Here is a 26,092-nt window from a genome sequence, read left to right as displayed (position 1 = left end):
CGGTAGCGGGGGCATCGTGTTTGGTCGCCGCTGGCTACTGTGACGGCGCACCCGACCTGACGGAGAATTCGCATGACGTATCCCCCACCGCCCGGCGGCTGGACCGATCCCACAGGCCAGCAGTCGAGCCCTCCGGTGGAGCCGACCCTTGTGGCCGGTCAGCCGGTGCCCACCCAGCCCGGCCCCGCGGGCCCGTACGTGCCGGTGGACCCGTACGCGCCCGTCGACCCGTACGCCGCCGGACAGTTGCCGCCGGGGCAGCCCATGGCCGGTTACGCCCCGCCCGGCTACCCGCCGCAGTACGCCGGGTACGGCTACCCGCCGCCACAGAAGACCAACGGCCTGGCGATCGCGGCGCTGGTGCTGGCCCTGGTCGGCTTCACCTCCTGCATCACCGGACCGGTCGGGGCGATCCTCGGTCACATGGCCCAGAAGCAGATCCGGCAGACCGGCGAGGCCGGTGAGGGGATGGCGAAGGCCGCGATCATCATCGGCTGGATCGTCACCGGGCTGCTGGTGCTGCTGATCGCCTTCTACGTCGTCATGATCGTCCTCGCCATCGCGACGAGCGGCGGCAGCGACAGCAGCGGCTACTGACCGTCGAACGGGTCGGCGTACCGGCGGTGGTCGGGCCGCGACGACAGCCGTGGGTTGTCGTCGCGGCCCGGCACGGTCACTCCGAAGGTGGGGTGAACGACGAGGTACGGCTCATCCCTGCGGCCCGGCCCTTTGCGGAGATCACCAGCGCCATCTTGCGGGACGCCTCGTCGATCATCTCGTCGCCGAGCATGACGGCGCCCAGCTTGCCGCCGGCCTCCGAGGTGTAGTGCTCGTACGCGTCGAGGATCAACTCGGCGTGGTCGTAGTCGGCCTGCGCCGGCTGGTAGACCTCGTTGGCGGCGTCGATCTGGCCCGGGTGCAGCACCCACTTGCCGTCGAAGCCCAGCGCGGCCGACCGCTTGGCGACCTCGCGGAACGCGTCCACGTCCCGGATCTGCAGGAACGGACCGTCGATGGCCTGCTTGTCGTGCATCCGGGCGGCCATCAGGATCCGCATCAGGATGTAGTGGTACGGGTCGCCCGGGTAGTCCGGGATGAGCGCGCCGACCACCAGCGACTTCATGTTGATCGAGGCCATGAAGTCGGCCGGGCCGAAGATGATGGTCTCCACCCGGGGCGAGGCGGCGGCGATCGCGTCCACGTTGACCAGGCCGGCGGCGTTCTCTATCTGCGCCTCGATACCGATCCGGCCGACCTCCAGGCCGAGCGTCTTCTCGATCTGGGTGAGCGTCAGATCCAACCACTGCACCTGGGCGGCGCTCTGCACCTTCGGCAGCATGATGCAGTCCAGGTTCGCGCCGGCGCCCTCGACGACCTCGATGACGTCCCGGTACGTCCACGGGGTCGTCAGGTCGTTGACCCGGACGACGCGGGTCTTGCCGGCCCAGTCGCCGTCGTTGAGCGCGGCCACGATGTTCTTGCGCGCATCCGGCTTTGCCAGCGGGGCCACGGCGTCCTCCAGGTCGAGGAAGACCTGGTCGGCCGGGAGTCCCTGCGCCTTGCCGAGCATCTTGACGCTGGAACCCGGTACGGCGAGGCAGGACCGGCGGGGACGACCGACTGCGGCCATGGATGCGCTCCTTCCAGCGTTCGGCGGCATGCCGACGCCACCTGACGACAGATCCGAGAAACTTAACGATCCCAAAGGGCGTGGTGACGCCACGGTAACCTCGCGCCATGACCGGGGTGAATGGACCTGTGGAAGATCTCACTGGGCGTCGGCTGGTGGTGGTGACCGGGGCCAGCTCCGGCATCGGGCTGGCCGCCGCCGTCGACCTGGCGTGCCGTGGTGACCGGGTGGTGCTGGTCGGACGGGACCCGGCCCGGTTGCAGGCCGCGGCGGAACGGGTACGGGAGACCTCGGGCGAGCGTCCGGAGTTGTTCCGGGCCGACTTCGCGGTGCTCGACGACGTGCGCCGGCTCGCCGAGCGGCTGCGCGACGCGTACGACCGCATCGACCTGCTGGCGAACAACGCCGGTGCCATCGCGCTCCAGCCGCTGACCACCGTGGACGGCTTCGAGCTGTCGATCCAGGCCAACCACCTGGCCCCGTTCCTGCTGACGAACCTGCTCGCCGACCGGATCGGCCGGATCGTGGTCACCGCCTCCGGCGCGCACCGCAGCGGCGTGCTGGACCCGAGCGACCTGAACAGGCCGCTGAACCGCTACCGGCCGATGGTCGCGTACGGCACCAGCAAGCAGGCCAACATCCTGTTCACCGCCGAGGCGGCCCGCCGCTGGCCGGACATCCCGGCGCACAGCTTCCACCCGGGGATCGTGCGCACCCGGTTCGCCAACGACAGCCGGCTGGTCGCCCTCGGCATGCGGTTCCTGCCGTTCCGCAGCCCCGAGAAGGGCGCCGAGACCCTGGTCTGGCTGGCCAACCAGGACCCGTCCCGGCTGGTCGACGGCGGCTACTACTACAACCGGCGACTGCACCGGCCGTTCCGCAAGGCCACCGATCCGCAGCTCGCCGCGCGGCTCTGGGCGGCCAGCGCCAAGGCCGTCGGCATCGCCGCCTAGGTGGCCGCCGTGCTGACACTCGTCGCGCTCGTCGAGTTCGCCGCCGGTGCCGAGGCCGCCGGGCAGCGGTACGAGGACGCCGTGCTGGCCCGGCTCGGCCGGCACGGCGGCCGGGTGGAACGGCGGCTGCGCGGCACCGACGAGCGGACCGAGGTGCACGTGATCCGGTTCGACGCCCGGGCCGGCTACGAGTCGTTCATGGCCGACCCGGAGCGGGTCGCGCTGCGCGCCGACCTCGGCGCAGCCGCACCGACCACCCGCGTGATCGAGGTGCACGAGGTCTAAGGACCGGGGGCGGCGTGGGCGCGGCGGCCGAACCGTCGACCGCGCCAGCGCCGCAGCAGCGACAGCACGGGCAGAGCCACCACGAGCGCCAGGACGAACCCCACGGCGAGCAGCCAGAACGGCAGCGGCCCGTAGTCGGGGCGGCCGGACTCGCGTACGGCGCCGTCGACCGCCAGGTTGGCGGCGACCGTGAGGTCGGTGATGCCCTCCGGAGTGCGGAAGAGCACCTCCGGCGCCGGTGCGCCCCGGCGCAGCACCACGAGTTCCACCCGATCCGTGCCCGGCTCGTGATACGGACCCCAGGCGATGTCGTGGTCCTCCGGCCGGTCCACCGCCTCCGGGCCCGGCACGCCGACCAGCGCGACCGCCTCGTCCGCCGAGCGCCAGCCGAGCAGTTGGACGAACGTACGGGACGGCAGCGGCGGGAACGCCGCGCCGGCCAGCGGTGTGCCGTCGACGGCGGACCGGAGGCCCAGCGTCCAGGTCCGCGGGTAGGCCGGCACCGGGCAGTCGGTGCAGGTGGACCGGGAGAGGACCGCCACCGCCCGGCCGTCCGGCAGCCAGGCCCCGGCGCCGCCGAGCCGCCCGCCGGTGAGCGGCAGCTTCCGGTACGGCTCGGCGACGCCGTCGGCGCCCGCGTCGGCGACCCGTGCGAGCCAGACCTCGTCACGGACCTGGAGGGCCAGCTCGCCGCCGTTCGGGGAAAGTGCCGCCGTGCGTCCCGGCGGAATCCAGGCGGTGCCCACCCGGACCCGCAGGACGTCCTTCCCGCCCGCCCGGTCGTAGACCCCCACGTACGGGGTGGTGTACGTGTTCGGCGGGGTGAAGGCGGTGTCGTCGTCGGCGTAGACGAGCCGTTCGCCATCCGGCGCGAACGCGAGCGGGTAGCCGTCCGTCCGGTCCGGGGTGAACCGCCCGGTCGTCAGGTCGAGCAGGGACGCGCCGATCCAGGCGTACCGGCCGTCCGGGGAGAGCAGCGCGTCGAAGCCCGGGGTGAGCGGCCCGGCGTCCAGCACCCGGTACCGGTCGGCGTCGGCGGCCAGCACGCCCATCCGGCTCTCGAACCAGTCGGTGCGCACGGCCGGGCCACCGAAGAGCATCGCCGCCGCGCCGGGCGCCGAGTCCCGCACCGAGGCGGTGCGCAGCGGCGGATCGGCGAGCCGGGTGGGCAGGCCAGGGGCATCGATGCGCGGGGCGGCGGGCGCCGGCAGGGCCACCGGGTGCAGCGCGTACCCGGTGCCGAGGAGCAGGACCAGGACGGCCAGCGCGCCGGCGACGGCGGCCCGGCGACGCCGGTGCCGGGTCCGCGCCGCGTCGAAGAGCCCGTCCGGTACGGGCGCGGGTGACACGTCGTCGGCGAGGCGGCGAAGCGCGTCGCTGAGCCGGGCGGTCATCGAGCCACCTCCTGCGGGCTACGGCCGACCAGCTCGGCCAACTCGGGGGCGAGGACGCGCAGCCGCCCGAGTGCGTGCCGGGTCTGGCTCTTCACGGTGCCGACCCGACAACCCAGCAACGCGGCCGTCTCGGTCTCGGTGCGGTCCTCGTAGTAGCGCAGGACCAGGACCGCGCGCTGCCGCACGGTCAGCCGGGCCAACGCCGCCCGGAGCACCAGCCGCAGGTCCGTGTCGTCCCCGGGACGGGCCCGCTCCGGTGGCGCCCCGCCCAGTAGCTCCGGCGGGCGCGCCCGACGCCGCCGCCACCAGCTCGCCGCCTGGGTGTAGAGCACCCGGCGCAGGTAGGCGGCCGGGTCGTGGAGCCGCTCCCAGCGCACCGCGACCCGGGCGAGCGCCACCTGCACCAGGTCCTCGGCGTGGTGCCGGTCGCCGGTCAACAGGTACGCGAACCGGGTCAGCCCGGGGGTCTCGGCCCGTACGAAATCGGCGAAGCCGTCCCGGGTGCGGTCCTCAGTCGTCAAACGGATCGCCCTCCTCATCCGGACAGACGCCGGGCAGGCCCGCCCCGGAGGGAACCGCTGCCCACATTCCTCAGGTCGTCCCGGATTCGCTGGCCACGGCGGGCGGTCAGTCCGTCAACGGGGCGGCGTCGGCGGGGAGCGGGGTGGGCGGCGTGGCGCGGCGGCCGGCCCGGGCGCCGCCGAGCACCACCACCGCCACCCCGACCAGCAGCAGCGCCATTCCCAGCAGCGCGTACGGGCGGGGCAGCTGACCCAGCCAGACCCAGGCGAGCAGCGCGGCGCCGGGCACCTCCAGCAGGATCAGCACGCTGACCGTGGTCGCCGGAATCCGGTGCAGGGCGTAGTTGAACATGGAATGGCCGAGCAGTTGCGCGCCGGCCACCAGGGCCAGGATGGCCAGCCAGGTCCGCCCGTCGAAGCCGGTCATCCGGACTCCGCCGACCTGGCAGACCACCAACAGGATCAGCGCGCAGATCCCGTAGCAGATGGTGGTGTACGTGGTGGTGCTGATGCTGGCCCGGGCCCGCTCGCCGAACGCGGTGTAGATGGCGGCGAACAGGCCGCCGGCCAGCGCCAGCAGGTCACCGAGGACGGCCCGCCCGGAGATGCCCACGTCCGCGCCGGTGGCGATCACCGCACCGCCGACCGCCACCGCGATGCCGATCCACACCACTGAAGGCAGCCGACGCCCCTGGGCACGGGCGATCAGCCCCTGCCAGACCGGCTGGGTGGCGACCAGGGCGGTGGCCGTGGCGACCGAGGTGAGCTTGGCGCTCGGCATCCAGGTGGCGAAGTGCGCGGCCAGCGCGACCCCGGAGAGCACGCAGTACAGCCCCTCCCGCCGGCCCGCCCGTCCGGCCAGCGCCCGGAACTCGGCGCGGCGCCGGGCCAGCGAGAACGGGCTCAGCACGGCCACCGCGAGCAGGTTGCGCCAGAAGGCGATGGCCAGCGCGGGAGCGGCGGCGTACGCGATCAGCGGTGCGGACGACGACACGGCGACCACGGCCAGGCCGACCGCGCCGGTGGTCAGCGGATCCAGGGGCGGGCGGTGTGAGGAAGGGGGCACGGGAAGCAATCCTCACACGACCACGGACAACACAGACCGTCAGCACTCCGTTACGATCACGCGGGTCCGCGCCGGCGACCCTCGACCGCCCGGAGGCGCTCCCCATGCCCAGCTACCAGGCGGTGCTGTTCGACTTCTTCGGCACCCTGACCCGTTCCGTGCAGCGCGGCGCCGCGCACCTCGGCACGGCCGAGCTGCTCGGTTGCCCCACCGAGACGCTGAACGAGGTGCTGAACCGCACGTACTACGAGCGGGCCACCGGCCGGTTCGGCAACGCGGAGGCGACGCTCCGGTGGGTGTGCGCCCAGGCCGGCGTACACCCCAGCGACCGTGCGGTGCGCGCGGCGGTGGCCTCCCGGCACCGGGCGGTCCGCGCGGACACCCGGTTGCGGGCCGACGCGGTGCCCGTGCTGGCGGCGCTGCGCCAGCGCGGCCTGCGCACCGGCGTGATCAGCGACTGTACGCACGAGCTGCCGGCCTTCCTGCCGCAACTCGCGATCGCCCCGCTGCTCGACGTGCGGGTCTACTCGGTGCAGGTCGGACGGTGCAAGCCGGACGCCGCGCTCTACCTGACCGCCTGCCGGCGGCTGGGGCTCGCGCCGCGCGACTGCCTGTACGTCGGCGACGGCGGCAGCCAGGAGTTGACCGGCGCCGAGCGGGCCGGGATGAGCGCCGTCCGACTCGCCGCGCCCGACCTGGCCGAACACATGGTCTTCAACGCCGACCGCGACTGGCGCGGCCCGACGCTCGGCGCGTTGCACGACGTGCTCGGCCTGGCCGGCGCCGCGGTCGTCGGCATGGGTGTGGACGGCCGGGCGGGCTGACCGGGCCGGGGCGGCGGGTCAGCGTCGGCGGACCCGGTGCAGGCGGAACGGCTTGCGGGTCGCTCGGACCGCCGGGGTGTCGCGCGGCGTCTCGGCCTGCGCGTCGGCGGGCAGGTCGGTGCCGGTCAGCGGCTCACCCGCCGGGGCGAGCCGGTTCACGGCGCAGCCGTCGGCAGCCCACCGTGCCACGAGGTCGGCGGTCGGGCCGGGCGCGTTCAGCCGCTTTCCCGCCAGCAGCGGCACCGTGGTGTCCCACGCCTCGGTGCCCGGTCGGAGCCGGGTCACCCGGGCCGGCCAGGTGACGATCCGGCCGCCGTGGTCGCCGCGCAGGGTGACCTGCGCCTCGGCCGCGTCGGCCAGCCCCGGCGCCGCCTGCTCGCCCGGCCCGCTGACCACGAACAGCGCGCCCTCCAGCGGGGCGCACCAGAGTGCCAGCGCCGGCCCGCCGGCCACGCTGACCCAGGCCACCGCGGCCTTCTTCATCGCCTCGTCGACCAGTGGCGTGCCCCGGGGGGCGTCCTCGTCCGTCACACCCGCATTGTCCCGCATGGGCACCGCCGGTCAGCCCACGAAGGGTGGCACGGCGATCTCACCCCGGGCCACCGGCATCACCTGGCCGGCAACCGTCGCACCGACCACCACGCCGTTGTCGGCGGTGACCGTGCAGGCCAGTGCGGACGGACGGTTCATCTCGACACCCTGGCGGACCGCGTACCGGGACAACCCGTCCCCGGGAAGCAGGCCGCTGGCCACCAGCCAGACACCGAGACCCAGCGCCGCCGAACCGGTCGCCGGGTCCTCCGGTACGCCGAGGCCGGGCACGAAGACCCGGGCGTGTGCGGTTTGCGCGGCCGGATCCCAGGAGAAGACGCTGACGTGCGCCACCCCGTACCGCTCCGCCGCCGCCGGGTTCACCCGGGCCCGGGCCACCGACTCCGGCCGCACCGGCAGGTACGGGAACTCCAACCCGCAGCCGGCGACCCGTGGGGCGGGCCCGATGTGGTCGTCCGGGGTCAGCCCGGCGATCTCCAGCAGTGGTTCCGGGTCCAGCTCGGGGCCGAGGGTGGGGCTGCCACCGGTCAGCGTCGCCCCGGACGCGGTCACCTCGACCGGCAGCACCCCGGCGCCACACTCCTGGGTGACCTGCCCCACACCGAACATCCCGCGCCGGCTCGCGGTGACCGCCGCGCCGACGCTGGGGTGCCCCGCGAACGGCAACTCCTCCACCGGGGTGAAGATACGTGCCCGGTAGGTGGCGCCGACCCGGGTCGGCGGCAGCACGAACACCGTCTCGGAGAGGTTGAACTCCAGCGCGAGCGCCTGCATCTGCTCCGTGGCCAGCGCCTCCGCGCCGAACACCACGGCCAGCGGGTTGCCGGCGAAGGGGCGGTCGGTGAAGACGTCCACGATCTCGTAGGCCAAGGTCGACATGTTGATAAACAGTAGGCGCTTAGGCTGGTGCCCGTGAGCACGCCGACCCGGGTCTACATCGCCCGCCTCGCCGGAGTCGCCGTCTTCGATCCGAACGGCGACCAGGTGGGCCGGGTTCGCGACGCCGTGGCCCGGCTGCGGGCGACCAAGCGTCCCCCGGAGGTGGTGGGCCTGGTCGCCGAGATGCCGATGCGTCGGCGGATCTTCCTGTCCATCAACCGGATCACCTCCATCGACGCGGACGCGGTCGTGCTCGGCTCCGGCACCCTCAACCTGCGGCGTTTCGAGAAGCGCCCGAACGAGCTGCTGGTGCTCCAGGAGCTGCTGGACCGGCGGGTGCAGCTCGACCCGGGCGGCCAGCCCGGCACCGTGGTCGACGTCGCCATGGAGTGCGCCCGGGGCGGTGAGTGGTCACTCACCCGGGTCGCGGTCCGCGAGCAGACCGGCCGGCTCACCCGCCGCGGTCACCTGCACCAGGTGGACTGGGACCGGGTACGCGGGCTCAGCGGCATCGCCGACAACCGGGGTACGGCGAACCTGCTCGCCGTACTGGAGGACATGCGCCCGGCCGACCTGGCCAACGCGTTGCAGGACCTGCCCGACGCGCGGCGCAACGAGGTCGCGGCGGCGCTGGACGACGAGCGGCTGGCCGACGTGCTCAGCGAGTTGCCGGAGCACGACCAGGTGGAGATCCTGGCCGCGCTGGACCGGGAACGGGCCGCCGACGTGCTGGAGGAGATGGACCCGGACGACGCCGCCGACCTGCTCAACGAGCTGCCCCCGCCGGAGCAGGACGTGCTCCTGGACCTGATGGAGCCGGACGAGGCCGACCCGGTACGCCAGCTCCTCAAGTACACGCCCGGCACGGCGGGCAGCGTGATGACATCGGAGCCGGTCATCATGCCGCCGGACGCCACCGTCGCCGAGGCGCTGGCCCGGATCCGGGAACCACAGCTGTCCCCCGCCGTCGCCGCACAGGTGTTCATCACGCGGGCACCGCAGAACACCCCGACCGGCCGGTACCTGGGCATGGTGCACTTCCAGGCACTGCTGCGCGAACCGCCGGCCGACCTGCTCGGCAAGGTGGTGGTCAACGACATCGACCCGCTGCGGCCCACCACCCCGCTGCCCGAGATCACCCGGCGGATGGCCACCTACGACCTGGTCGCCATGCCGGTGATCGACCGGAACAACCGGCTGGTCGGCGCCGTCACGGTGGACGACGTGCTGGACCATTCCCTGCCCCGGGACTGGCGCGACCGGGATGCCCTGACCGCGCCGGGCGCCACCGACGCGGCGTTGGGCGGCGCGGATGGCTGAGCAGCGCCGGGCCGAGCGGCTCGACCAGCCGCGCGAGCCCCGGGGCGTCAAGCTGCCCCGGTTCGACGCCGAGGCGTTCGGCAGGTGGTCCGAGGGCATCGCCCGTGGCATGGGCACCGCGAACTTCATCGTCGTCATGACGGTGGTGATCGCGTTGTGGTTCGGCTGGAACACCCTGGCCCCGGCCCCCCTGCGCTTCGACCCGTACACCTTCACGTTCCTCACCCTGGTGCTGTCGTTGCAGGCCAGCTACGCGGCGCCGCTGATCCTGCTGGCGCAGAACCGGCAGGCCGACCGGGACCGGGTGGCGCTGGAGGAGGACCGGCGGCGGGCCACCGCGCAGAAGGCGGACACCGAGTACCTGGCCCGGGAGATCGCCGCGCTACGGATCGCGCTGGGCGAGGTCGCCACCCGCGACTTCCTCCGCTCGGAGCTGACCCGGCTGGCCGAGGAACTGGACGAGGCGGGGCAGCGCCGGCAACGGTTGGAGCGCCGCCAGCAGGAGAAGGACAGCCGGCAGGAACGGCGCAGCCAGCGGGCGACCGACGGCGCGGGGCTGGACGAGCCCCGCGACGACCTGGACGGCGACTTCGCCCACGACACCCGGCCGGACGGCGCCGGGCCCCGCCCGCAGGACGGCTGACCCGGAGGGGCCGGGAGCGAGCCATCGATTCGCTCACACCGTTCGCCGCCAGCGGTTGGAGCGGATGCCCCGCGACGTAGCATTGCGGGCATGTCAGCACCCGTCAGCACCGTCGAGGACGCGATCCAGGCCGCCCTGGCCACCGTCAACGACCCGGAGATCCGCCGGCCGATCACCGAGCTGGGCATGGTCCGCTCCGCCACGATCGGCGCCAGCGGCGTCGTACGGGTCGAGCTGCTGCTCACCGTCGCCGGCTGCCCGCTCAAGGACAAGCTGCGCACGGACATCACCGCCGCCGTCGCCGCGGTGCCCGGGGTGACCGGCGTGGAGATCGACTTCGGTGTGATGAGCCCCGAGCAGCGGCAGTCGCTGCAGTCGCAGCTGCGCGGCGGGGGTGCCAGCGAGGAGCCGGTCATCCCGTTCGCCCAGCCCGGCTCGCGGACGCGGGTGTACGCCGTGGCCAGCGGCAAGGGTGGCGTCGGCAAGTCCAGCGTGACGGTCAACCTGGCGGCGGCGCTGGCCGCCCGTGGCCTCTCCGTGGGCGTGGTCGACGCGGACATCTACGGCCACTCGGTGCCCCGGATGCTGGGCGCGGACGGCCGGCCGACCCGCGTCGAAGACATGATCATGCCGCCGCAGTCGCACGGCGTGAAGGTGATCTCGATCGGCATGTTCACCGCCGGCAACGCCGCCGTGGTGTGGCGCGGCCCGATGCTGCACCGCGCGTTGCAGCAGTTCCTGGCCGACGTCTACTGGGGCGACCTGGACGTGCTCCTGCTCGATCTGCCGCCGGGCACCGGCGACGTGGCCATCTCGCTGGCCCAGCTGCTGCCCAACTCGGAGATCCTGGTGGTCACCACCCCGCAGGCCGCCGCCGCCGAGGTGGCGGAGCGGGCGGGTGCCATCGCCCTGCAGACGCACCAGCGGGTGGTCGGCGTCATCGAGAACATGTCCTGGCTGGAGCTGCCGGACGGCTCCCGGATGGAGATCTTCGGTGCCGGCGGCGGCGCTGCGGTCGCCGAGTCGCTGAGCCGGACCATCGGCGCGCAGGTGCCGCTGCTGGGCCAGATCCCGCTGGACACCCGCGTCCGGGAGGCCGGCGACGCCGGTAACCCGATCGTGCTGGCCGAGCCGGAGTCGCCGGCCGCGCAGGCGCTCGGCACGATCGCCGACCGGCTCGCGGTGCGCCGTGAGTCGCTGCTCGGCAAGCCGCTCGGCCTCAAGCCCGCCGGGCGCTGACCGCCCGGTCCATCACGTCACCCGCCGGCCGCCTGGCCGGCGGGTGAAGCGGCCGGTGAGGCCCGGGCCCGCCGGGTCAGGTGGCGTCGTCGTAGCTGGCTCGCGGAGCCGGCGCCGGCGGGGTGCCGGTGGCCGTGCCGGACCGGGTTCCGTTCGACCGCGGGTCCGCGGCGTTCGCCACGTCCTTCAGCTCGTTGTGCACACCGCTGACGTCCGCGCGCAGGTTGTCGTAGACCCCCTGCAACGGCTTGCGGATCGCCGCCTCGTCCTCCTCGCTGAGGAGGTGCTTGCGGATGAAGGCCTTCGGGTGGAGATCCTCGAGCTGGATGTCGGTGCCCAGCTCGCGACTCAGGTCACCGGTGGCGTTGCGGGCCATGTTGCGCAGGTTGCGCACCAACCGCAGGCCGTCGGTGATCACGGCGGGCAGCCGGTCACCGAAGATCAGCAGCGCCAGGAGCAGCAGCGCACCGATCTCCCACCAGTTCAGGTTGTCGAGCATCCCGCGGGCCTCCTCTCGGCGTCAGCAGCAAGACTACGCACGTCGGACGGCTTTCGGGCAGGGGGTGACCCGCTGTTCACTTGGCATCCGCGGCAAGGGTGACCGAGGTGTTCTGCCGGTCGGCGCCACGCCGGAACTCGACGGTCACCACCGAGCCGGGCGCGAACTTGCGGACCAGGGCGATCAGATCCGTCGGCTCGGTCATCGGCCGGCCGTTGAGCTTCAGGATCACGTCACCGACCCGCAGTCCGGCGCCGGCCGCCGGACCGGACGGCTCCACCGCGGCCAGCCGTACGCCGCCGCTGGCTCCCGCCCCCGGGCCGCCGACCTGGGCGCCGATCACCGTGCGCCGGGCCTTGCCGGTGCCGATGATGTCCTGGGTCACCCGCTTGGCCTGGTTGATCGGGATGGCGAAGGCGAGACCGATGTTGCCGGCCTCCTGCCCCTCCGCGACCAACGACTTGATCGTCGAGTTCACCCCGACCACCCGACCGGCGCCGTCGACGAGCGGGCCGCCGGAGTTGCCGTGGTTGACCGCCGCGTCGGTCTGGATCGCCGCGTAGTACCGCACCGGACCGCCCGGCTCGCCGGCCTGCATCGTCCGGTCCAGGGCGCTCACGATGCCGGCGGTGACCGTGTTGGCCAGCGAGAGCGGTGAGCCGATGGCGAGCACCGGGTCGCCGACGGCCAGCGCATCGGAGTCGCCGAACTCCACCGGCCGCAGCCCCGTCCGGCTCACCTTGATGACCGCGATGTCCGACTCCGGGTCCTGACCGACGATCGTCGCCGCGGCGGTGCTGCCGTCGTTGAAGACCACCGAGGCCTTGCCGCTGCCGCCGGCCACCACGTGGTCGTTGGTGATCACGTGCCCGTCGGCGCTGGCGATGAAGCCGGAGCCCTCGCTCGTCCCGCCGAGGCTGCTCACCCGGACGGTCACCACGCTGGGCAGGACCCGTTCAGCCACCCCGGCCAGCGACTCCGGCTTGCGCTGGGCCAACGCGGGAGGCGGCGCCGGCGCGGCGCCGAGCACCGTCCCGGCGGCCCCGCCGCGCACCGCGAACGCGTAGCCCAGCGCGCCGCCGAGGGTGCCGGCCAGCAGCGCGGTGATCACCGGAATGAGCAGCAGGTGCCGCAACGTCGGCCGGCCCGGCGCGTCCGGATCGGTGACCGGCTCCGGCTCGGTGCCCGCCGCCACCACACCGGGCACCACCACCGCGGCCGGCGCCGCCGGATCCCGCCACGGATCGGCGAGCGCGTCGGACCACCAGGGCGATGTGCCGGGGACGCTCGGCGACGCGGTCGATGCCGGCCCGGTCGCCGGCGGCGCGGTCGTCGCCGGCCAGGTGGCCGGCGCCCCGCCGTACGGCGTACCCGCCGTCGGCGTGGCCGAGGAGCCCGCTGGCGGGCTCCCGGCCATCGATGCGCCGCCAGGTGACGCCGCGGGCACGCTGCCGGCCCCCGGCGCGGTCGGCGACCCCGCCGGCGGGGCCTCTGCCCCGGGCGGTCGTGCCGGAGCCGGAGTCTCACCGCCCCGGCGCCAGTCCCAGCCGTCGGTCACGTCGGTGCCTCCCAGTCCGTCCCCGGATCCCGCGCCGCGTCGTCCGGCCACCGACCGGCGCGGTCGCGGCTGACGGGATACCGCCTCCAGGATTGCACGGATGCACGCGGTGGAGTCAGCGGTTGCCCCCGGTGATCGTCGAGGGCGGAGGCGCGGCTGCGCCGCGCGACGGTCGCCTCTACGCTCACAGTGCCAACCCGCCCCCGCACCACGCACCGCCCCCGGAGGTGCCCCATCGCCACGGTCGCCGGTTCCGGCAGTTCGACGACCCAGGCTCAGCAGTTCGCCGAGTCGTACGTCACCGAGGATCTCGTCCTGCGTACCGCCCGCAGCCTGGCCCACGAGGTGGGCCTCGACGCGGTCACCCCCGGCGCCGGAGCGGCGCTGCGGTTGCTGGCCGCAGCCGGCAACGCCCGCGCGGTGGTGGAGATCGGCACCGGCACCGGGGTGAGTGGCCTGTGGCTGCTGCGCGGCATGCGCGCGGACGGCGTGCTCACCACCATCGACGTGGAGGTGGAGCACCAGCGGATCGCCCGGCGGATCTTCAACGAGGCCGGCTTCGCCGCCGGTCGCACGCGGATCATCACCGGTCGCGCCCTGGACGTGCTGCCCCGGCTCGCCGACGGCGCGTACGACCTGGTCTTCGTGGACGCCGAGGCGACCGGCTTCCACGCCTGCGTGGAGGCCGCGCTACGGCTGCTGCGCCCGGGGGGCGTGCTCGCACTCAACGGCATGCTGGCCGGCGGCCGGATCGGTGACCCGGCCGCCCGGGACGCGGAGACGGTGACGGTCCGCGAGACGATCAAGGCGGTGCGGGAGTCCGAGCACTGGATCCCCGCGCTGCTCCCGGTCGGGCACGGGGTGCTCGCCGCCGTGAAGTGCTGAGCCCGCTCAGTCGACGCTGGCCAGCCAGCGCAGCAGCGAGCGCACGCCCCAGCCGGTCGCACCGCGGCTGACTTCGGCGTGGTCGCCGTCCGCCCAGGACGGGGCGGACATGTCCAGGTGCAGCCAGCGGTCCCGCAGCTCACCGGTGAACTCGCGCAGGTAGAGCGCGGCCAGCACCGACCCCGCGCCCTGAGCCGGCGCGCTGTACAGGTCGGCGACCTCGCTGCCCAGGTACTCGACGTAGTCGGTGTGCAGCGGCATCCGCCAGGCCGCCTCGCCGGCCGCCTCGGCCGCGGCCAGCACATCGGCGGCCAGCTCGTCGTTCTCGCTGTACAGGGCGGCGGTCCGCTTCCCCAACGCCACCGCGTTGGCCCCGGTGAGGGTCGCCAGGTCGAGCAGCAGGTCCGGCGCGAGCTCCCGCACCGCGTACGCCAGCGCGTCGGCGAGGACCAGCCGACCCTCGGCGTCGGAGTTGGTCGTCTCGCTGGTCGTCCCGCCGTAGTGCCGGACGACGTCGCCGGGGCGGAACGCCGAGCCGCTGACCATGTTCTCGGCCAGTGGCGCCAGCGTGGTGACCCGGACCGGCAACCGCAGCGTCGCGGCGCCGAGGGTGGCGGCGACGACCGCTGCCGCGCCGGCCATGTCCTTGCGCATCAGCTTCATCGCCGGCACCGGCTTGATCGAGATTCCGCCGGTGTCGAAGGTGATGCCCTTGCCGATCAGCACGACGTGGGTACGCGCGTCGGCCGGGTGCCAGTCCAGCTCGACGAGGCGGGGGCCGCTGGCCGAGCCGCCGCCCACGGCGAGGATCCCCCCGAAGCCCTCGGCGGCCAGCTCGTCCGGACCGCGGACCCGCAGGCGCAGGTCCGGCAGGTCGGCCGCGGCGGAGGCCACCTGGTCGGCGAACCACTCGGGGTTCTTGACCGAGGAGGGGGTGTTGGTCAGGTCGCGCGCGAGGCGGGTCATCGCGGCGGTGGTGCGGGCGGTGGCGACGGTCGCCTCGTGGGCGGCCGGGTCGGCGAGCAGCAGGTCGACGCCGACGAGCGCGGGCGGGTCGCCGGCCTCGGTCAGCCGGAACCGGTACGAGGCGAGCAGCAGCCCCTCGGTCAACCCACGGACGGCGGCCGGCGTCACGTCCGCCGGCAGCGCGAGGGTGATCTGCGTCTCATCCACGGCGGCGCGGGCCAGGGCCGCGCCAGCGGTCCGCCAGGCCGCCTCACCGCCGTCGCCGACACCGAGCAGCAGCAGCCGGCCCGGGGTACGCCCCGGGCGCAGTTGGGTGCGGGTCTCACCGGCCCGGCCGGTCAGCCGGGCGACCGGCACCAGCGCGGCGGCCTCCTCGGCGACGCCGTCCGGCAGTGCCACGGCGGTCGGCACCGGCTCGACGGAGGCGTCGCCGTCCGCCGCCGGATCGACGGGACGGACGGGCAGGATGAGGACGTCGAGCCGGTCGGGCTCGGCGAGCGGACGGATGGCGAGCACGCGGAACCGCACCTCCAGAAAAATGTCGCGGAGCGGGACCAGACCCGCCTGTCCGCGCAGATGAAGACCCTGAGCCACCGGCGATGCCGGTGGCTCAGGGACCGAGGAACGTCCCGGGCGGTGTACGCCGTCCGGACCACTCCTCACTCAGCCGGCAGCCGCCTTCAGCGCGTCACCGAGCGCGTTGGCCTCGTCGGGAGTCATCTCGACGACGAGCCGGCCACCGCCCTCCAGCGGGACCCGCATCACGATGCCCCGGCCCTCCTTGGTGACTTCCAGCGGACCGTCGCCCGTCCGCGGCTTCATCGCCGCCATGTTGTCTCCCCTCAGACCTACACCAGGGTCGGTGGGTTGCCCCACAGCCACTTCGTCACGACCACCCGCAACGGTCGCGGGGGTGTCGACCAACGATTTTCCCTGATGAACACCGCCGGACCCAAACCGGAGCAGCATTGATGTAACAGCATCTAGCTTATCTTGAGAAGGCCTGTCACAATGTGCGGTCATGCAGGCACGGTCGGCACTCTTCGACCTGTACGGCGACCACCTCCGGCCGAGGGGTGGCCGCGCACCGGTCGCCGCCCTGGTCAAGCTACTGGCGCCGTTGGGAATCGCGCCGCCGGCAGTACGCACCGCCGTGTCCCGGATGGTGCGTCAGGGCTGGCTCGACCCGCTCCGGTTGGCATCCGGGCCGGGATATTCGATCACACCGAAAGCCGCCCGGCGGCTGGACGAGGCGGCGGCCCGGATCTACCGCACCGGCCGGGTCAGCTGGGACGGCCGGTTCGATCTGCTCGTCCTGGAGGCCCCCGGCTCGCGCCGGGACCGACAGCGGCTCGCCGCCAACCTCAGCTTCCTCGGCTACGGCACGCTCGACGAGCAGACCTGGGTGGCGACCCGGCCCGCCGAGGACGTCGACCTGCTGCTCGCCGAAGCCGGTGTCCAGTTCGAGCGGTTCACCGCCTCGCACTTCTCCGGCACCCCCGGAGCGATGGGCGTGGTCCGCCGGGCCTGGAACCTGACCGAGATCGGCCGCGCCTACGAACGGTTCGTCGCCGACCAGCGCCCGCTGCTCGGGGCGGTCACCGCGCGCAGCAGCGACGAGGAGGCGTACGCGGCCCGGTTCCGGCTCGTGCACGCGTGGCGTACCTTCCTGTTCCGGGACCCGCAGCTGCCCCCGGCGCTGCTGCCCGAGCGCTGGCCCGGCACCGCCGCGGCCAGTTTCTTCGACCGGCACGCGGCCCGCCTGCGTCCGGCCGCCGACCGGTACGTCGAGCAGTGCCTCGACGCCGGCAACCGCATCGTCCGACAGAAGGGTCGTTGAACACGTGACCGAGCCATTGCTGGTCGACCGGACCGATGCCGTCGTCACCCTCACGCTGAACCGGCCGAACGCGATGAACGCCCTCGACGTGGCGCTCAAGGAGGCGCTGCGGGACACCCTGGCGCAGCTGGAGACCGACCGGTCCTGCCGGGCGGTCGTGCTGGCCGGTGCGGGTGGGTCGTTCAGCGCTGGTCAGGACCTGCGCGAGCACGTATCGACGCTGGAGAACACCGCCACCGACCCGCTGGGCACCGTCCGGGCGCACTACAACCCGATCGCCGCGCGGCTGGCCAACCTGCCCAAGCCGGTGGTGGCCGCGGTCCGCGGGATGGCCGCCGGGGCGGGCGCGTCGCTCGCCTTCCTGGCCGACATCCGGATCGGCGGCCCGACCACCAGCTTCCTGATGGCCTTCGCCAAGGTCGGCCTCGCCGCCGACACCGGCGCGTCCTGGACGCTGCCGCGGCTGGTCGGTCACGCCAAGGCGGTGGAGCTGCTGATGCTGGCCGAGCCGGTACGCGCCGAGGAGGCCTGCCGGTTGGGCCTGCTCAACCGCCTGGTGGACGACGACGAGCAGGTGCTGCCGACCGCGCAGGAGCTGGCCGCCCGCCTCGCCGCCGGCCCCACCGTCGCCTACGGGGCGATCAAGCGGCAGCTCTCCATCGCCGACGCCGGCACCCTCGCCGACGCGCTGGCCGCCGAGGCGCAGGCGCAGTCCATCTGCGGCGCCACCGCCGATCACCGGGCGGCCACCCTCGCCTTCGTCGCGAAGCAGAAGCCGATCTTCGAGGGCCACTGAACGCGATCCGCATCCCGCCCTTACCGTCCTCGAACACGGGCGGCCTAGCGTCAGCCACATGACCGATCGTGAAGCGGTGGCACACCTGCTGCGCCGGGCCACCTTCGGGCCGACCGCCGACGAGGTGGACGCGGCCGAGCGGGCCGGGCCGGCAGCCACCCTGGACGCCCTCCTGAACCCGAACCGTGCGGACCGGGGTGCGATCGCCACCCCGGTCCCGGCGTTGCCCCCGGACCCTTACGCGGCGTTGACCAAGGAGTCCACCCGCGAGCAGCGGCAGCAGGCCAACGCGGAGCGCCGGGAGCAGCTCCAGCGGCTGACCCTCTGGTGGTTGGAGCGGATGGTGGCGGCCGAGGACGGGCTGACCGAGAAGCTGCTCTTCTTCTGGCACGGGCACTGGGCGACAAGCGCGCAGAAGGTCAAGTCCGCCCACCTGATGCTGGGCCAGTTGGAGACGCTGCGCCGCCACGGGCGCGGACCGCTGGGCCCACTGGTCGCCGCGATGGTGCGCGACCCGGCCCTGATCCTCTGGCTGGACGGGCAGAAGAACACCCGCAAGGCACCGAACGAGAACCTGGCCCGCGAGCTGATGGAGTTGTTCACCCTCGGCATCGGGGGCTACACCGAGGCCGACGTGAAGGCCGGCGCGCGGGCGCTGACCGGCTGGGTGGTGGACCGGCGCACCGGCGACGCCCGCTTCGAGGCTCGCCGGCACGACCCCGGAGAGAAGACCATCCTCGGGCACAGCGCCCGGTTCGACGCCCAGGCGTACGCCGGGCTGCTGGCCGCCCAGCCCGCGGCGGCGACGTTCGTGGCCGGCCGGCTCTGGTTCCGCTACGCCGGCACCGACGTCCCGGCGCCGACCGGCCTGGCCGGTACCGACACCGTCGCCATCCTCCGCACGCTCTTCTCGTCGCCAGCCTTCGCCCAGACCAGGGGGACCCTGGTCAAGCAGCCGGTGGAGTGGGTGGTCGGTGCGCTGCGGCAACTCGGCATCCGACCCGCGACGCTGCCGGAGCAGCAACGCAAACAACTGCTGGCCGGCCTGAACGCGCTGGACCAGGTGCCGCTACGACCGCCGAGCGTGGGCGGCTGGCCGGCCGGGGCCGCCTGGCTGACCACCTCGTCACTGCAGGCCCGACTCCGGACGGCCGGGATGCTGGCCGCCGCCACGGCACCAGCCGTGCTGGCCCGGCTGACCGCCGCGCCCGCCGACGGCCGGCCGGACGCCCTGGCCCGGCTGCTGGTGGTCGACGGATGGGGTGCCCGGACCCGGGCCGCCCTCACCCCGCTCGCCGGCGAGCCCCGGAAGCTGCTGGCCGCCGGCCTGGTCAGTCCCGAGTACACCGTCAGCTGAGCGGAGGAGTCGATCGATGGACACCCTGACCCGACGGAAGTTCCTGCTCACCAGCGGGGTGGTCGGCGCGGGCGCGCTCGCCGCCGGAGCCGGTGCGTACAGCCTTCGGGACCTGCTGGACACCGCCGGGGACCGCGATCCGCAGTCCCGCACGCTGGTGCTGGTCACCCTCTACGGCGGCAACGACGGCCTAAACACCATCATCCCGTACGGCGACCCCGCCTACCGGGCGGCCCGCCCCGAGCTGGCGTACCCGGACGGCGAGGTGCGGCGGTTGGACGACGACTTCGGCCTCAACCCGGCGCTGGCTGGACTGCACCAGCGCTGGTCAGGCGGTGGGTTGGCGATCGTGCGGGGGATCGGCTACCCGAAGCCGGACCGCAGCCATTTCCGGTCGATGGACATCTGGCAGACCGCGCAGCCGGACCGGCCGGGCAACACCGGCTGGCTGGGGCGCTGGCTGGACCAGTCGGGTGGGGATCCGAGGCTGGCTGTCTCCTTCGAGCCGGCGCTACCGCCGCTGCTGGCCGGGATGCGGAGCGCGGGCGCCGCGGTGCCGGTGACCGACCGGAAGGCCGCCAGGGGGCTGCCAGCGGAAACGCTGACCGCGTTCGCCGCCCCTGAGGCGGGTGAGTCGGCAGCCCGCAGCCGTGCCGCCGCCTGCTTCGCCGACCTGCGCTCGGTGGACGAGATGATCCGGCAGGTCCGCGACTCCGCGGAAACGGACGCGGCGGACCCGGACGGCGAGCAGGCGCCGGCGACGGCCACCGGCGGGGCACGGACGCCGCTGGATGCGCAGCTGGACCTGGTCGCGCAGTGTGTCGAGGCCGAGGTGTCCACCCGGGTCTTCTCGGTGTCGCTGGGCGGGTTCGACACGCACGCCGACGAGAAGCAGTTGCAGGCCGTCCTGCTGGGTCAACTGGACCGGGCGTTGACCGGGTTCGCCGACCGGATGAGTCGTACAGAGGCAGGCCGGAAGGTAGTCGTGGCGGTCTACTCGGAGTTCGGTCGTCGCGTCCGAGCCAACGCCTCGGACGGCACCGACCACGGCACCGCCTCGGACATGCTGCTGCTCGGTGCCGGGGTGCGCGGCGGCTGGCACGGTGCGGCGCCCAGCCTCACCGACCTCGACGACGGGGACCTGAAATACACCACCGACTTCCGGGACGTCTACGCCACGCTGCTGGAGCGGGTGCTGGACACCGACCCGGGCCCGGTGCTCGCCGACTGGCGGGGACGGCTGGGCGGTTTGTTCTAGTCGTCCTCTTCCGGATCCTGGTTGGCCTCGGCGCCCAGCACGAACGCCTGCATGGCCAGCTCGTCCCCGGAGGGCGACACGAAGGCGGGCAGCTCGCGCGGCCCCAGCTCCTGCACGTAGGACCAGAAGAGCCGGACCGCCTCGGCCGGCGTGCCAGCCTCGATCGGCAGGTCGAGGCTGACCAGCCAGGTGCGTCGCGCCGGGGGCGGGCCGAGCCGGTCGGCCAGCGCCCGGAAGGCCGCCGGGTCCAGCGCGGTGAGCGGCCCGTCGAGCGTCAGCCGGTCGGCCGGCACCGGCTCGTCAAAGGCCCGTCGGGTGTACGCAACGACGAGCGCCCCGGGCTCGACCGGGGACTGCGGGTCGTCCGGGTCTTCCCGGTGCCGTTGGACCGGGGCGGTGACCCGGCCGAGCGCCACCAGCCGGGGCGGCGCGTCGGCCAGCACGGCCACCCGGTCACCGGGGCCCGGCCGGCTGACGTCGGACAGCCCGGTCAGCTCCAGCGTGTCGTGGTGCACGAGCCGTTCGGCCTCGTACCGCTCGGCGGGCAGCAGCACCGCCCAGGTGCCTGTCCCGTCGGCGTGCCCGGCCTCGCCGGCCCGGTGCACGGTCTCGGTCGTCATGCCTGCCATCCCATCACGCCGCCGGTGGCAGCGTGACATGGCAGCCGACGATGTGATCGTCGACCATGCCGGTGGCCTGCATGAGGGCGTACGCGGTGGTCGGGCCGACGAACCGGAAGCCACGCTTCTTGAGCGCCTTGGCCATTGCCGTCGACTCGGGGGTGATCGGCGCGAGCTCGGCGAACGAGGCGGGGCGGGCCGGCCGGGGCTCCGGGGCGAAGGACCAGAGCAGCGCGGACAGCCCGTCGGGCAGCTCCAGCGCGGCGCGGGCGTTGGCGATCGCCGCCTCGATCTTGGCCCGGTTGCGGACGATGCCGGCGTCGGCGAGCAGCCGGGTCACGTCGGCGTCGCCGTAGCCGGCGACGGTCGGGATCCGGAACTCGTCGAAGGCCAGCCGGAACGCCGGGCGCTTGCGCAGGATGGTCAGCCAGGACAGGCCGGACTGGAAGGCCTCCAGGGTCATCCGCTCGTAGAGCGCGTCGTCGCCGTGCAGCGGCCGCCCCCACTCGGTGTCGTGGTAGACGGCGTAGTCGGGGGTGCTCGACCCCCAGGCGCAGCGTGGCAGCCCGTCGGCGCCGATCACCAGGTCAGTCACCTCGTACACGCTAGGCCATGCCGCCGACAGCCCACTGCCGCCGCCGACCGGCCGCTGGGCTGTCCCACGCGCCGGCCGGCAGCCGCCCGCGGAGCGTGGTCAGGGCAGCCGGCCCTGCTCGACCAGACGGGCGAACCTCTTCAGCGCCTGCGTGAGGCTGACCTTGGAGCCGGGCCAGAGCACCGGCCACGCCAGCCGGCCGGCCGGACCGCCCGGCAGGTGGAACCACTCGTGCCAGACCACCTGGGTGCGCGCCCGGTCCATCTGGGTGCAGCGCAGCACACCCGGGCCGCGCAGCAGCCGGCCGCAGTGCACGACGCCGATCTCGTACGGCTCGTCGACCCGGACCACCCGCATCTCGTCGCGCAGCACCACCGGGCCGAGCGCGGTCACCGCCTCGATCAGGCTGCCCTCCCGGCCATCGCCCTCGACCACCCGCAGGCGGGTGAACGGGATCCAGTCGGACTGCCGTTCCCAGGCCAGCAGCGCGGCGAAGACCCGCTCCGCCGGGGCGTTGACGACCACCGTGGCGGTCACCTCGCCGGCACCGGGTTGGGCGGCCTCGCGGAGATCGTCGGCGCCCCCCGGGTCGGTCACGCCGACTCCGACCGAACCACCGCGCCCTGCTGTCCGGTGCCGGCGGTCGGCTCACCGTCGGTCTGTTCGCGGTCGGGCGGCTCGAGGGCAGGGGCCACGCCGTCGGAGTCCGCCGGAGAGGAGGTGGCGCCGGGCAGCGGGCCCGCGGCGGCCGAACCGACCGGGGCAGCGCCGGATCCGGCGCCGTCGCCCGGCTGTTCGACCTGCTGAGCGGCCGCACCCTCGTCCGTCGCGGCGCCCGCGGACTGCTCACGGGCCTGGCGCAGCGCGTCCGCGTCGGCGGTGCGTCCCTCACGCAACGCGGTGACCTCCGCCTCCAGCACGCCGATCAGCTCCGACTTGTAGCCGATGTCGTAGGCGGCGCGGCGCATCGCCTGATCGACCTGGGCCATCCGGTACCCCCGCAGCCCGGTGTCGAAACGGACCGCACCCACATCGGATTCGCGCAACGGCCGCATGCCCGGCAATGGCACGGCCTGCGAATCGGGCTCGGCGGGTGCCAGGCCGGGATCACGGCCGCTGACCAGCACCGTCACGCCGAATACCACCGCCGCGACAGTCAATGCCACGACCAGGAGGAGCAGAAGCTGACCCATGCACTGATCGTGGCATGGCGACCGGCCGTGAGCGAGCCCGCCACCCACCCCGATCACGATCAGCGCCGACGCCGCCCGGCGTCCCGCCCGGCCGACCGGCTAGCGTCGGGACCGGCCGGCGCGGCGGCGACGGTGCGGACTGTCAGGAGGCGGCATGGCCGGGGCGCTTCGGCTCGGTGGGCGGACGTTCGCCCCCGGCGAGCTGGTGGTGATGGCGATCGTCAACCGCACGCCGGACTCGTTCTTCGATCGCGGCGCCACCTTCGCCGCCGACAGCGCCCTGCGCGCGGTCGAACGGGCCGTGGACGAGGGCGCGGCGATCATCGACATCGGCGGGGTGAAGGCCGGCCCCGGCGCGGAGGTGGACGTCGCCGAGGAGATACGGCGCACGGTGGACACCATCGCCGCCGTCCGGGCCGCGTTCCCCGACGTGGTGATCTCCATCGACACCTGGCGCGCCGAGGTTGCCGTGGAGGCCGTGGCGGCCGGCGCCGACCTGCTCAACGACACCTGGTCGGGCGCCGACCCGGCGCTGGCCCGGGTCGCCGCGCAGACCGGCGCCGGCCTGGTCTGCTCGCACGCCGGCGGGCTGGTCCCGCGGACCCGGCCGCACCGGGCCGCCTTCGACGACGTGGTCGCCGACGTGGTCACGACGGTGACCGGGCTCGCCGAGCGCGCGGTGGCGGCGGGGGTACGCCCCGACGGCATCCTCATCGACCCGGCACACGACTTCGGTAAGAACACCCGGCACTCCCTGGAGATCACCCGTCGGCTGGACGAGTTGACCGGGACCGGCTGGCCGCTGCTGGTGGCGCTCTCCAACAAGGACTTCGTCGGCGAGACGCTGGACCTGCCGGTGGCCGAACGGCTGGAGGGGACGCTCGCCGCGACGGCGATCTCCGCCTGGCTCGGTGCCCGGGTGTTCCGGGCCCACCAGGTCGCGCCCACCCGCCGGGTGCTGGACATGGTGGCCTCGATCCGCGGTGACCGACCGCCCGCGGCGACCCGGCGGGGCCTGGCCTGACCGGTCGTCGCGACACCCCGCCGCGAACGGTCGGGCGGACCGGCACGATCGCCGGGGGACCGGACGGTCAGGTCCAGCGCAGGATGTTCCTACGCCAGGCATAGAGGATGCCCAGTGCGAGCACCGCCACGAACACCGCCATCTCCACCACCGTGACCAGGCCGAAGCCCGGCCGGTCGAAGACCACCGCCCAGGGGAAGAGGAACACCGCCTCGACCGCGAAGAGGACGTAGAGGTAGGCGTAGACGTAGTAGCGGATCTGCATCTGGGCCCAGTCCGCGCCGACCGGGTCGAGCCCGCACTCATAGCTGGTCCGCTTGCCGTGCGGATCGGCCGGACGGGCAGGACGTAACACCCGATTGGCTGAGAACGCCGTAACAAAGAACAGGACGCTGGCGAGCAGCAAGAGCCCGAGCGTCGCGTACGAGCCCAGGTAACCGGTCACGTCCGGGAGCCTACCGTCCGCGCCGAACGGCCGTCCCGAACACGTTACGGATTTGTTTCCGAATGGGACTAGTGCTCCAAGGCAACTGTTACCGAATACTGGATGCCCACCCACGCCACCGGAGGACAGATGGCCAGCTTGCAGGTATCGCCCGGCTCCCGGGCGGCCAAGCGGCGTCCTACGACGCACCTGCTGGCGACCTCTCTCGCGCTCGGTCTGCTCGCGGCGCTCGCCGTGGCGCCGACCTGGGCCAGCGCGGCGTCGCCGGACGCCACTCCGATCGCGGCGGAGAGCGACCCGGTGACCGAACCCGAGCCGGGCCCCGAGACCACCCCGGCGGAGGAGCCCACCCCGACCGAGGAGCCGAGCGGAGATCCCCTGCCGACCGACCCGGCCCCGGAGACCACCGCACCGCCGCCGGAGACGACGCCGCCGGCCCCGCAGACCAGCGCGCCGGACGTCCCGCCGGCGCCGACGACCACCGCGCCCGCGCCGGGCAGCACCACCCGGCCGCCCACGCCCGGGCCACCGGCGCCCCCGGTGCCGTCGGCACCCCCGGTCCGGCCACCTGCACCGGGCGCGGAGGCGCCGCCGCCGAACCCGCTCGGCGTGCAGGTCACCACCGAGGACGTCACCCTCACCGGGGCGTACTGGAACGCGGCCAGCACGGCCACCACGCTGCGGGTCACGGTGCGGAACACCGGCACTTCCGCCCAGCGGATCCGGCTCTCGTACACCCTGCCCGCCGGGCTGACCGACGCCGGCACGAAGGGCTGCACCACCGCCGGTGGCGGCGCCTACCGCTGCGGAGCCTGGACGGCCGAGGCGGGCGCACGGTTCAGCAGCCTGCTCCGGCTGCGGGTCGCCGGCACCGCCTGGAAGCGGATGCCGCTGAGCGGCTCCGTGCGGGTCACCGCGACCGCACCCGGCGTGGCCGGCGAGGCGGCCGACGACCAGGGCTTCGCGGTGCTCTTCCCGCCGGGTCCACCGGTCCCCGGGATCGCGCTGGCCGCCGACGAGGTGAGCTTCGACATCAGCGGCGCGGTGAGCACTCTCGCCGTCCGGCTGGGCAACACCGGAACGGTGGACGCGACCGGCCGGGTCGAGGTGGTCCTCCCGGCCGGGGTGACCGTGCCGACCCCACCGGCCGGCTGCGTGGCGGTCGACCCGACCCGCACCCGGTGCGACGCCGGCACCCTGGCGGCGGGCAGAACCGCCGAGGTGCGGCTACCGGTGGAGGCCACCCCGCAGGCGCAGCGGGAGGCGCCGCTGTCCGGCGCGGTGATCGGCCAGCTCGACCCGCGCAGCGGCCCGACCCGGCAGGTGCAGATGAGCTTCCGGATCACCGCGGCCGCCGCGCTGGCCACCCCGGTGGTCTCCCCGCCGGCGCCCACCGGTTCGCAGGGCGTGCTCCCCGCCGGGGGCTCCGCCGACGGCGGCGGGATGACCTCGGTGCAGCGCACCGCCGTCATCCTGATCGCGGTCTCCGCGCTGCTGGTGGTGCTGGCCCTCACGCTGGCCACCACCTCGCTGCGTCGCCGGCTCACCGACCCGGGGCCCGAGCCGACCACGATTCCCACCGACTGACCCGCCACACCGCAGGTTGCGCCGCCGGCTCAGGCCGGCGGCGCGACCTCGACGGTGATCTGGATTACGGCGGGCTGGGCGAAACGTCGCAGAACGGCGTAATTCTCGGCCGGATCCGGTCCCAGTCGGCGGACCTCCAGGGAGGGTGGAGGGTCCGTTCGAC

29 protein-coding genes are annotated in these 26,092 nt (G+C 74.0%); 14 read left to right on the top strand and 15 right to left on the bottom strand.

Annotation, left to right across the window (positions count from 1 at the left end; all coding sequences use genetic code 11):
- Positions 1 to 72 precede the first annotated feature (72 nt).
- Positions 73 to 597 (top strand): DUF4190 domain-containing protein, encoded by a 525-nt coding sequence (locus AB0K07_RS04265; RefSeq protein ID WP_363750847.1) that lies wholly within the window; start codon positions 73 to 75, stop codon positions 595 to 597.
- Positions 598 to 673: 76 nt separating this feature from the next.
- On the opposite strand, the gene AB0K07_RS04260 is transcribed toward AB0K07_RS04265, so the two are convergent.
- Positions 674 to 1,630 carry a CoA ester lyase gene (locus AB0K07_RS04260; RefSeq protein WP_363750846.1) on the bottom strand — a complete coding sequence of 319 codons (957 nt, stop codon included), beginning with the start codon at positions 1,628 to 1,630 and terminating at the stop codon, positions 674 to 676.
- A 128-nt stretch (positions 1,631 to 1,758) separates the two neighbouring features.
- Here AB0K07_RS04260 and AB0K07_RS04255 point away from each other — a divergent pair, with 128 nt between their 5' ends.
- Both AB0K07_RS04255 and AB0K07_RS04250 read left to right on the top strand, forming a co-directional pair.
- Complete coding sequence (locus AB0K07_RS04255; RefSeq protein ID WP_363751419.1) at positions 1,759 to 2,583, top strand: SDR family NAD(P)-dependent oxidoreductase; 825 nt, start codon at positions 1,759 to 1,761, stop codon at positions 2,581 to 2,583.
- A gap of 9 nt (positions 2,584 to 2,592) precedes the next feature.
- Complete coding sequence (locus tag AB0K07_RS04250; RefSeq protein WP_363750845.1) at positions 2,593 to 2,868, top strand: hypothetical protein; 276 nt, start codon at positions 2,593 to 2,595, stop codon at positions 2,866 to 2,868.
- Here AB0K07_RS04250 and AB0K07_RS04245 read toward each other — a convergent pair.
- The 3 genes from AB0K07_RS04245 to AB0K07_RS04235 all read right to left on the bottom strand — a co-directional run bounded on the left by AB0K07_RS04245 (position 2,865) and on the right by AB0K07_RS04235 (position 5,849).
- On the bottom strand, positions 2,865 to 4,262 hold the full coding sequence (locus AB0K07_RS04245) for a hypothetical protein (RefSeq protein ID WP_363750844.1): 1,398 nt from the start codon (positions 4,260 to 4,262) through the stop codon (positions 2,865 to 2,867). The genes AB0K07_RS04250 and AB0K07_RS04245 overlap by 4 nt on opposite strands.
- Complete coding sequence (locus AB0K07_RS04240; protein WP_363750843.1) at positions 4,259 to 4,801, bottom strand: SigE family RNA polymerase sigma factor; 543 nt, start codon at positions 4,799 to 4,801, stop codon at positions 4,259 to 4,261. The genes AB0K07_RS04245 and AB0K07_RS04240 overlap by 4 nt, the downstream gene beginning before the upstream one ends.
- Before the next feature lie 88 nt (positions 4,802 to 4,889).
- Entirely contained in the window at positions 4,890 to 5,849 is a 960-nt protein-coding gene (locus AB0K07_RS04235; protein ID WP_363750842.1) for a DMT family transporter, read from the bottom strand.
- Between the two features lie 104 nt (positions 5,850 to 5,953).
- Between AB0K07_RS04235 and AB0K07_RS04230 the strand changes: the two genes are divergently transcribed.
- On the top strand, positions 5,954 to 6,673 hold the full coding sequence (locus tag AB0K07_RS04230; protein WP_363750841.1) for an HAD family hydrolase: 720 nt from the start codon (positions 5,954 to 5,956) through the stop codon (positions 6,671 to 6,673).
- Positions 6,674 to 6,691: 18 nt separating this feature from the next.
- On the opposite strand, the gene AB0K07_RS04225 is transcribed toward AB0K07_RS04230, so the two are convergent.
- Positions 6,692 to 7,222: a hypothetical protein gene (locus AB0K07_RS04225; RefSeq protein WP_363750840.1), complete on the bottom strand. Its 531-nt coding sequence runs from the start codon at positions 7,220 to 7,222 to the stop codon at positions 6,692 to 6,694.
- Positions 7,223 to 7,234: 12 nt separating this feature from the next.
- On the bottom strand, positions 7,235 to 8,104 hold the full coding sequence (locus tag AB0K07_RS04220) for a PhzF family phenazine biosynthesis protein (protein WP_363750839.1): 870 nt from the start codon (positions 8,102 to 8,104) through the stop codon (positions 7,235 to 7,237).
- A 33-nt stretch (positions 8,105 to 8,137) separates the two neighbouring features.
- Between AB0K07_RS04220 and AB0K07_RS04215 the strand changes: the two genes are divergently transcribed.
- The 3 genes from AB0K07_RS04215 to AB0K07_RS04205 all read left to right on the top strand — a co-directional run bounded on the left by AB0K07_RS04215 (position 8,138) and on the right by AB0K07_RS04205 (position 11,306).
- A complete protein-coding gene (locus AB0K07_RS04215) occupies positions 8,138 to 9,424 on the top strand; it encodes a CBS domain-containing protein (RefSeq protein WP_363750838.1) in 1,287 nt (428 codons plus the stop codon).
- A complete protein-coding gene (locus AB0K07_RS04210; RefSeq protein ID WP_363750837.1) occupies positions 9,417 to 10,067 on the top strand; it encodes a DUF1003 domain-containing protein in 651 nt (216 codons plus the stop codon). The genes AB0K07_RS04215 and AB0K07_RS04210 overlap by 8 nt, the downstream gene beginning before the upstream one ends.
- A 90-nt stretch (positions 10,068 to 10,157) precedes the next feature.
- Positions 10,158 to 11,306, top strand: coding sequence for an Mrp/NBP35 family ATP-binding protein (locus AB0K07_RS04205; RefSeq protein WP_363750836.1), 1,149 nt, complete (start codon positions 10,158 to 10,160; stop codon positions 11,304 to 11,306).
- A gap of 76 nt (positions 11,307 to 11,382) precedes the next feature.
- Here the strand turns inward: AB0K07_RS04205 and AB0K07_RS04200 are convergent, their stop codons facing one another.
- Together AB0K07_RS04200 and AB0K07_RS04195 are read right to left on the bottom strand one after the other, a co-directional pair.
- Positions 11,383 to 11,805, bottom strand: coding sequence for a preprotein translocase subunit TatB (locus AB0K07_RS04200; RefSeq protein ID WP_363750835.1), 423 nt, complete (start codon positions 11,803 to 11,805; stop codon positions 11,383 to 11,385).
- Positions 11,806 to 11,881: 76 nt separating this feature from the next.
- A complete protein-coding gene (locus tag AB0K07_RS04195) occupies positions 11,882 to 13,222 on the bottom strand; it encodes a trypsin-like peptidase domain-containing protein (protein ID WP_363750834.1) in 1,341 nt (446 codons plus the stop codon).
- 375 nt (positions 13,223 to 13,597) lie between these two features.
- Here AB0K07_RS04195 and AB0K07_RS04190 point away from each other — a divergent pair, with 375 nt between their 5' ends.
- Positions 13,598 to 14,248 (top strand): O-methyltransferase, encoded by a 651-nt coding sequence (locus tag AB0K07_RS04190; RefSeq protein ID WP_363751418.1) that lies wholly within the window; start codon positions 13,598 to 13,600, stop codon positions 14,246 to 14,248.
- 6 nt (positions 14,249 to 14,254) lie between these two features.
- Here AB0K07_RS04190 and AB0K07_RS04185 read toward each other — a convergent pair whose 3' ends face one another.
- Positions 14,255 to 15,730 (bottom strand): leucyl aminopeptidase family protein, encoded by a 1,476-nt coding sequence (locus tag AB0K07_RS04185; protein ID WP_363751416.1) that lies wholly within the window; start codon positions 15,728 to 15,730, stop codon positions 14,255 to 14,257.
- A gap of 147 nt (positions 15,731 to 15,877) precedes the next feature.
- Positions 15,878 to 16,045: a DUF3117 domain-containing protein gene (locus AB0K07_RS04180; protein ID WP_007455245.1), complete on the bottom strand. Its 168-nt coding sequence runs from the start codon at positions 16,043 to 16,045 to the stop codon at positions 15,878 to 15,880.
- 190 nt (positions 16,046 to 16,235) lie between these two features.
- Between AB0K07_RS04180 and AB0K07_RS04175 the strand changes: the two genes are divergently transcribed.
- The 4 genes from AB0K07_RS04175 to AB0K07_RS04160 are packed head-to-tail and all read left to right on the top strand — an operon-like array spanning position 16,236 to position 20,465.
- Positions 16,236 to 17,054 (top strand): PaaX family transcriptional regulator C-terminal domain-containing protein, encoded by an 819-nt coding sequence (locus AB0K07_RS04175; RefSeq protein WP_363750833.1) that lies wholly within the window; start codon positions 16,236 to 16,238, stop codon positions 17,052 to 17,054.
- Positions 17,055 to 17,058: 4 nt separating this feature from the next.
- Positions 17,059 to 17,850, top strand: a complete 792-nt coding sequence (locus AB0K07_RS04170; RefSeq protein ID WP_363750832.1) for an enoyl-CoA hydratase-related protein — start codon at positions 17,059 to 17,061, stop codon at positions 17,848 to 17,850.
- 58 nt (positions 17,851 to 17,908) lie between these two features.
- Positions 17,909 to 19,207, top strand: a complete 1,299-nt coding sequence (locus tag AB0K07_RS04165) for a DUF1800 domain-containing protein (protein ID WP_363750831.1) — start codon at positions 17,909 to 17,911, stop codon at positions 19,205 to 19,207.
- Between the two features lie 16 nt (positions 19,208 to 19,223).
- On the top strand, positions 19,224 to 20,465 hold the full coding sequence (locus AB0K07_RS04160) for a DUF1501 domain-containing protein (protein WP_363750830.1): 1,242 nt from the start codon (positions 19,224 to 19,226) through the stop codon (positions 20,463 to 20,465).
- Here AB0K07_RS04160 and AB0K07_RS04155 read toward each other — a convergent pair.
- The 4 genes from AB0K07_RS04155 to AB0K07_RS04140 form a co-directional block, all read right to left on the bottom strand.
- Positions 20,462 to 21,085: a hypothetical protein gene (locus tag AB0K07_RS04155; protein WP_363750828.1), complete on the bottom strand. Its 624-nt coding sequence runs from the start codon at positions 21,083 to 21,085 to the stop codon at positions 20,462 to 20,464. The genes AB0K07_RS04160 and AB0K07_RS04155 overlap by 4 nt on opposite strands.
- A 13-nt stretch (positions 21,086 to 21,098) precedes the next feature.
- Positions 21,099 to 21,680 carry a DNA-3-methyladenine glycosylase I gene (locus tag AB0K07_RS04150; RefSeq protein WP_363750826.1) on the bottom strand — a complete coding sequence of 194 codons (582 nt, stop codon included), beginning with the start codon at positions 21,678 to 21,680 and terminating at the stop codon, positions 21,099 to 21,101.
- 99 nt (positions 21,681 to 21,779) lie between these two features.
- Positions 21,780 to 22,277, bottom strand: a complete 498-nt coding sequence (locus AB0K07_RS04145) for an SRPBCC family protein (RefSeq protein WP_363750824.1) — start codon at positions 22,275 to 22,277, stop codon at positions 21,780 to 21,782.
- Positions 22,274 to 22,873 carry a DivIVA domain-containing protein gene (locus AB0K07_RS04140; protein ID WP_363750822.1) on the bottom strand — a complete coding sequence of 200 codons (600 nt, stop codon included), beginning with the start codon at positions 22,871 to 22,873 and terminating at the stop codon, positions 22,274 to 22,276. The genes AB0K07_RS04145 and AB0K07_RS04140 overlap by 4 nt, the downstream gene beginning before the upstream one ends.
- Positions 22,874 to 23,027: 154 nt before the next feature.
- On the opposite strand from AB0K07_RS04140, the gene folP reads away from it, so the two are divergent.
- Positions 23,028 to 23,897 (top strand): dihydropteroate synthase, encoded by an 870-nt coding sequence (gene folP, locus AB0K07_RS04135; protein WP_363750820.1) that lies wholly within the window; start codon positions 23,028 to 23,030, stop codon positions 23,895 to 23,897.
- Positions 23,898 to 23,964: 67 nt separating this feature from the next.
- Here folP and ndhC read toward each other — a convergent pair whose 3' ends face one another.
- The gene (gene ndhC, locus AB0K07_RS04130) at positions 23,965 to 24,342 is read right to left on the bottom strand and encodes an NADH-quinone oxidoreductase subunit A (RefSeq protein WP_109819197.1); all 378 of its coding nucleotides are present in this window, start codon (positions 24,340 to 24,342) and stop codon (positions 23,965 to 23,967) included.
- 129 nt (positions 24,343 to 24,471) lie between these two features.
- On the opposite strand from ndhC, the gene AB0K07_RS04125 reads away from it, so the two are divergent.
- On the top strand, positions 24,472 to 25,929 hold the full coding sequence (locus AB0K07_RS04125; protein ID WP_363750818.1) for a hypothetical protein: 1,458 nt from the start codon (positions 24,472 to 24,474) through the stop codon (positions 25,927 to 25,929).
- Positions 25,930 to 26,092: the final 163 nt, after the last annotated feature.

The sequence above is a fragment of the Micromonospora sp. NPDC049301 genome (genome assembly GCF_040678715.1).
Taxonomy (GTDB): Bacteria; Actinomycetota; Actinomycetes; order Mycobacteriales; family Micromonosporaceae; genus Micromonospora.
The sequence above is the reverse complement of the archived record's forward strand: the minus strand, read 5'-3'. Positions and strand labels throughout refer to the sequence as shown.

Coding starts and splice junctions, on each gene's coding strand:
- AB0K07_RS04240 (WP_363750843.1), bottom strand. CDS start 4,801: ATGAGGAGGGCGATCCGTTTGACGACTGAGGACCGCACCCGGGACGGC.
- AB0K07_RS04180 (WP_007455245.1), bottom strand. CDS start 16,045: ATGGCGGCGATGAAGCCGCGGACGGGCGACGGTCCGCTGGAAGTCACC.
- AB0K07_RS04195 (WP_363750834.1), bottom strand. CDS start 13,222: ATGGCCGGGAGCCCGCCAGCGGGCTCCTCGGCCACGCCGACGGCGGGT.
- AB0K07_RS04200 (WP_363750835.1), bottom strand. CDS start 11,805: ATGCTCGACAACCTGAACTGGTGGGAGATCGGTGCGCTGCTGCTCCTG.
- AB0K07_RS04155 (WP_363750828.1), bottom strand. CDS start 21,085: ATGACGACCGAGACCGTGCACCGGGCCGGCGAGGCCGGGCACGCCGAC.
- AB0K07_RS04160 (WP_363750830.1), top strand. CDS start 19,224: ATGGACACCCTGACCCGACGGAAGTTCCTGCTCACCAGCGGGGTGGTC.
- folP (WP_363750820.1), top strand. CDS start 23,028: ATGGCCGGGGCGCTTCGGCTCGGTGGGCGGACGTTCGCCCCCGGCGAG.
- AB0K07_RS04245 (WP_363750844.1), bottom strand. CDS start 4,262: ATGACCGCCCGGCTCAGCGACGCGCTTCGCCGCCTCGCCGACGACGTG.
- AB0K07_RS04265 (WP_363750847.1), top strand. CDS start 73: ATGACGTATCCCCCACCGCCCGGCGGCTGGACCGATCCCACAGGCCAG.
- AB0K07_RS04220 (WP_363750839.1), bottom strand. CDS start 8,104: ATGTCGACCTTGGCCTACGAGATCGTGGACGTCTTCACCGACCGCCCC.
- AB0K07_RS04165 (WP_363750831.1), top strand. CDS start 17,909: ATGACCGATCGTGAAGCGGTGGCACACCTGCTGCGCCGGGCCACCTTC.
- AB0K07_RS04260 (WP_363750846.1), bottom strand. CDS start 1,630: ATGGCCGCAGTCGGTCGTCCCCGCCGGTCCTGCCTCGCCGTACCGGGT.
- AB0K07_RS04225 (WP_363750840.1), bottom strand. CDS start 7,222: ATGCGGGACAATGCGGGTGTGACGGACGAGGACGCCCCCCGGGGCACG.
- AB0K07_RS04205 (WP_363750836.1), top strand. CDS start 10,158: ATGTCAGCACCCGTCAGCACCGTCGAGGACGCGATCCAGGCCGCCCTG.
- AB0K07_RS04175 (WP_363750833.1), top strand. CDS start 16,236: ATGCAGGCACGGTCGGCACTCTTCGACCTGTACGGCGACCACCTCCGG.
- AB0K07_RS04140 (WP_363750822.1), bottom strand. CDS start 22,873: ATGGGTCAGCTTCTGCTCCTCCTGGTCGTGGCATTGACTGTCGCGGCG.
- AB0K07_RS04125 (WP_363750818.1), top strand. CDS start 24,472: ATGGCCAGCTTGCAGGTATCGCCCGGCTCCCGGGCGGCCAAGCGGCGT.
- AB0K07_RS04230 (WP_363750841.1), top strand. CDS start 5,954: ATGCCCAGCTACCAGGCGGTGCTGTTCGACTTCTTCGGCACCCTGACC.
- AB0K07_RS04210 (WP_363750837.1), top strand. CDS start 9,417: ATGGCTGAGCAGCGCCGGGCCGAGCGGCTCGACCAGCCGCGCGAGCCC.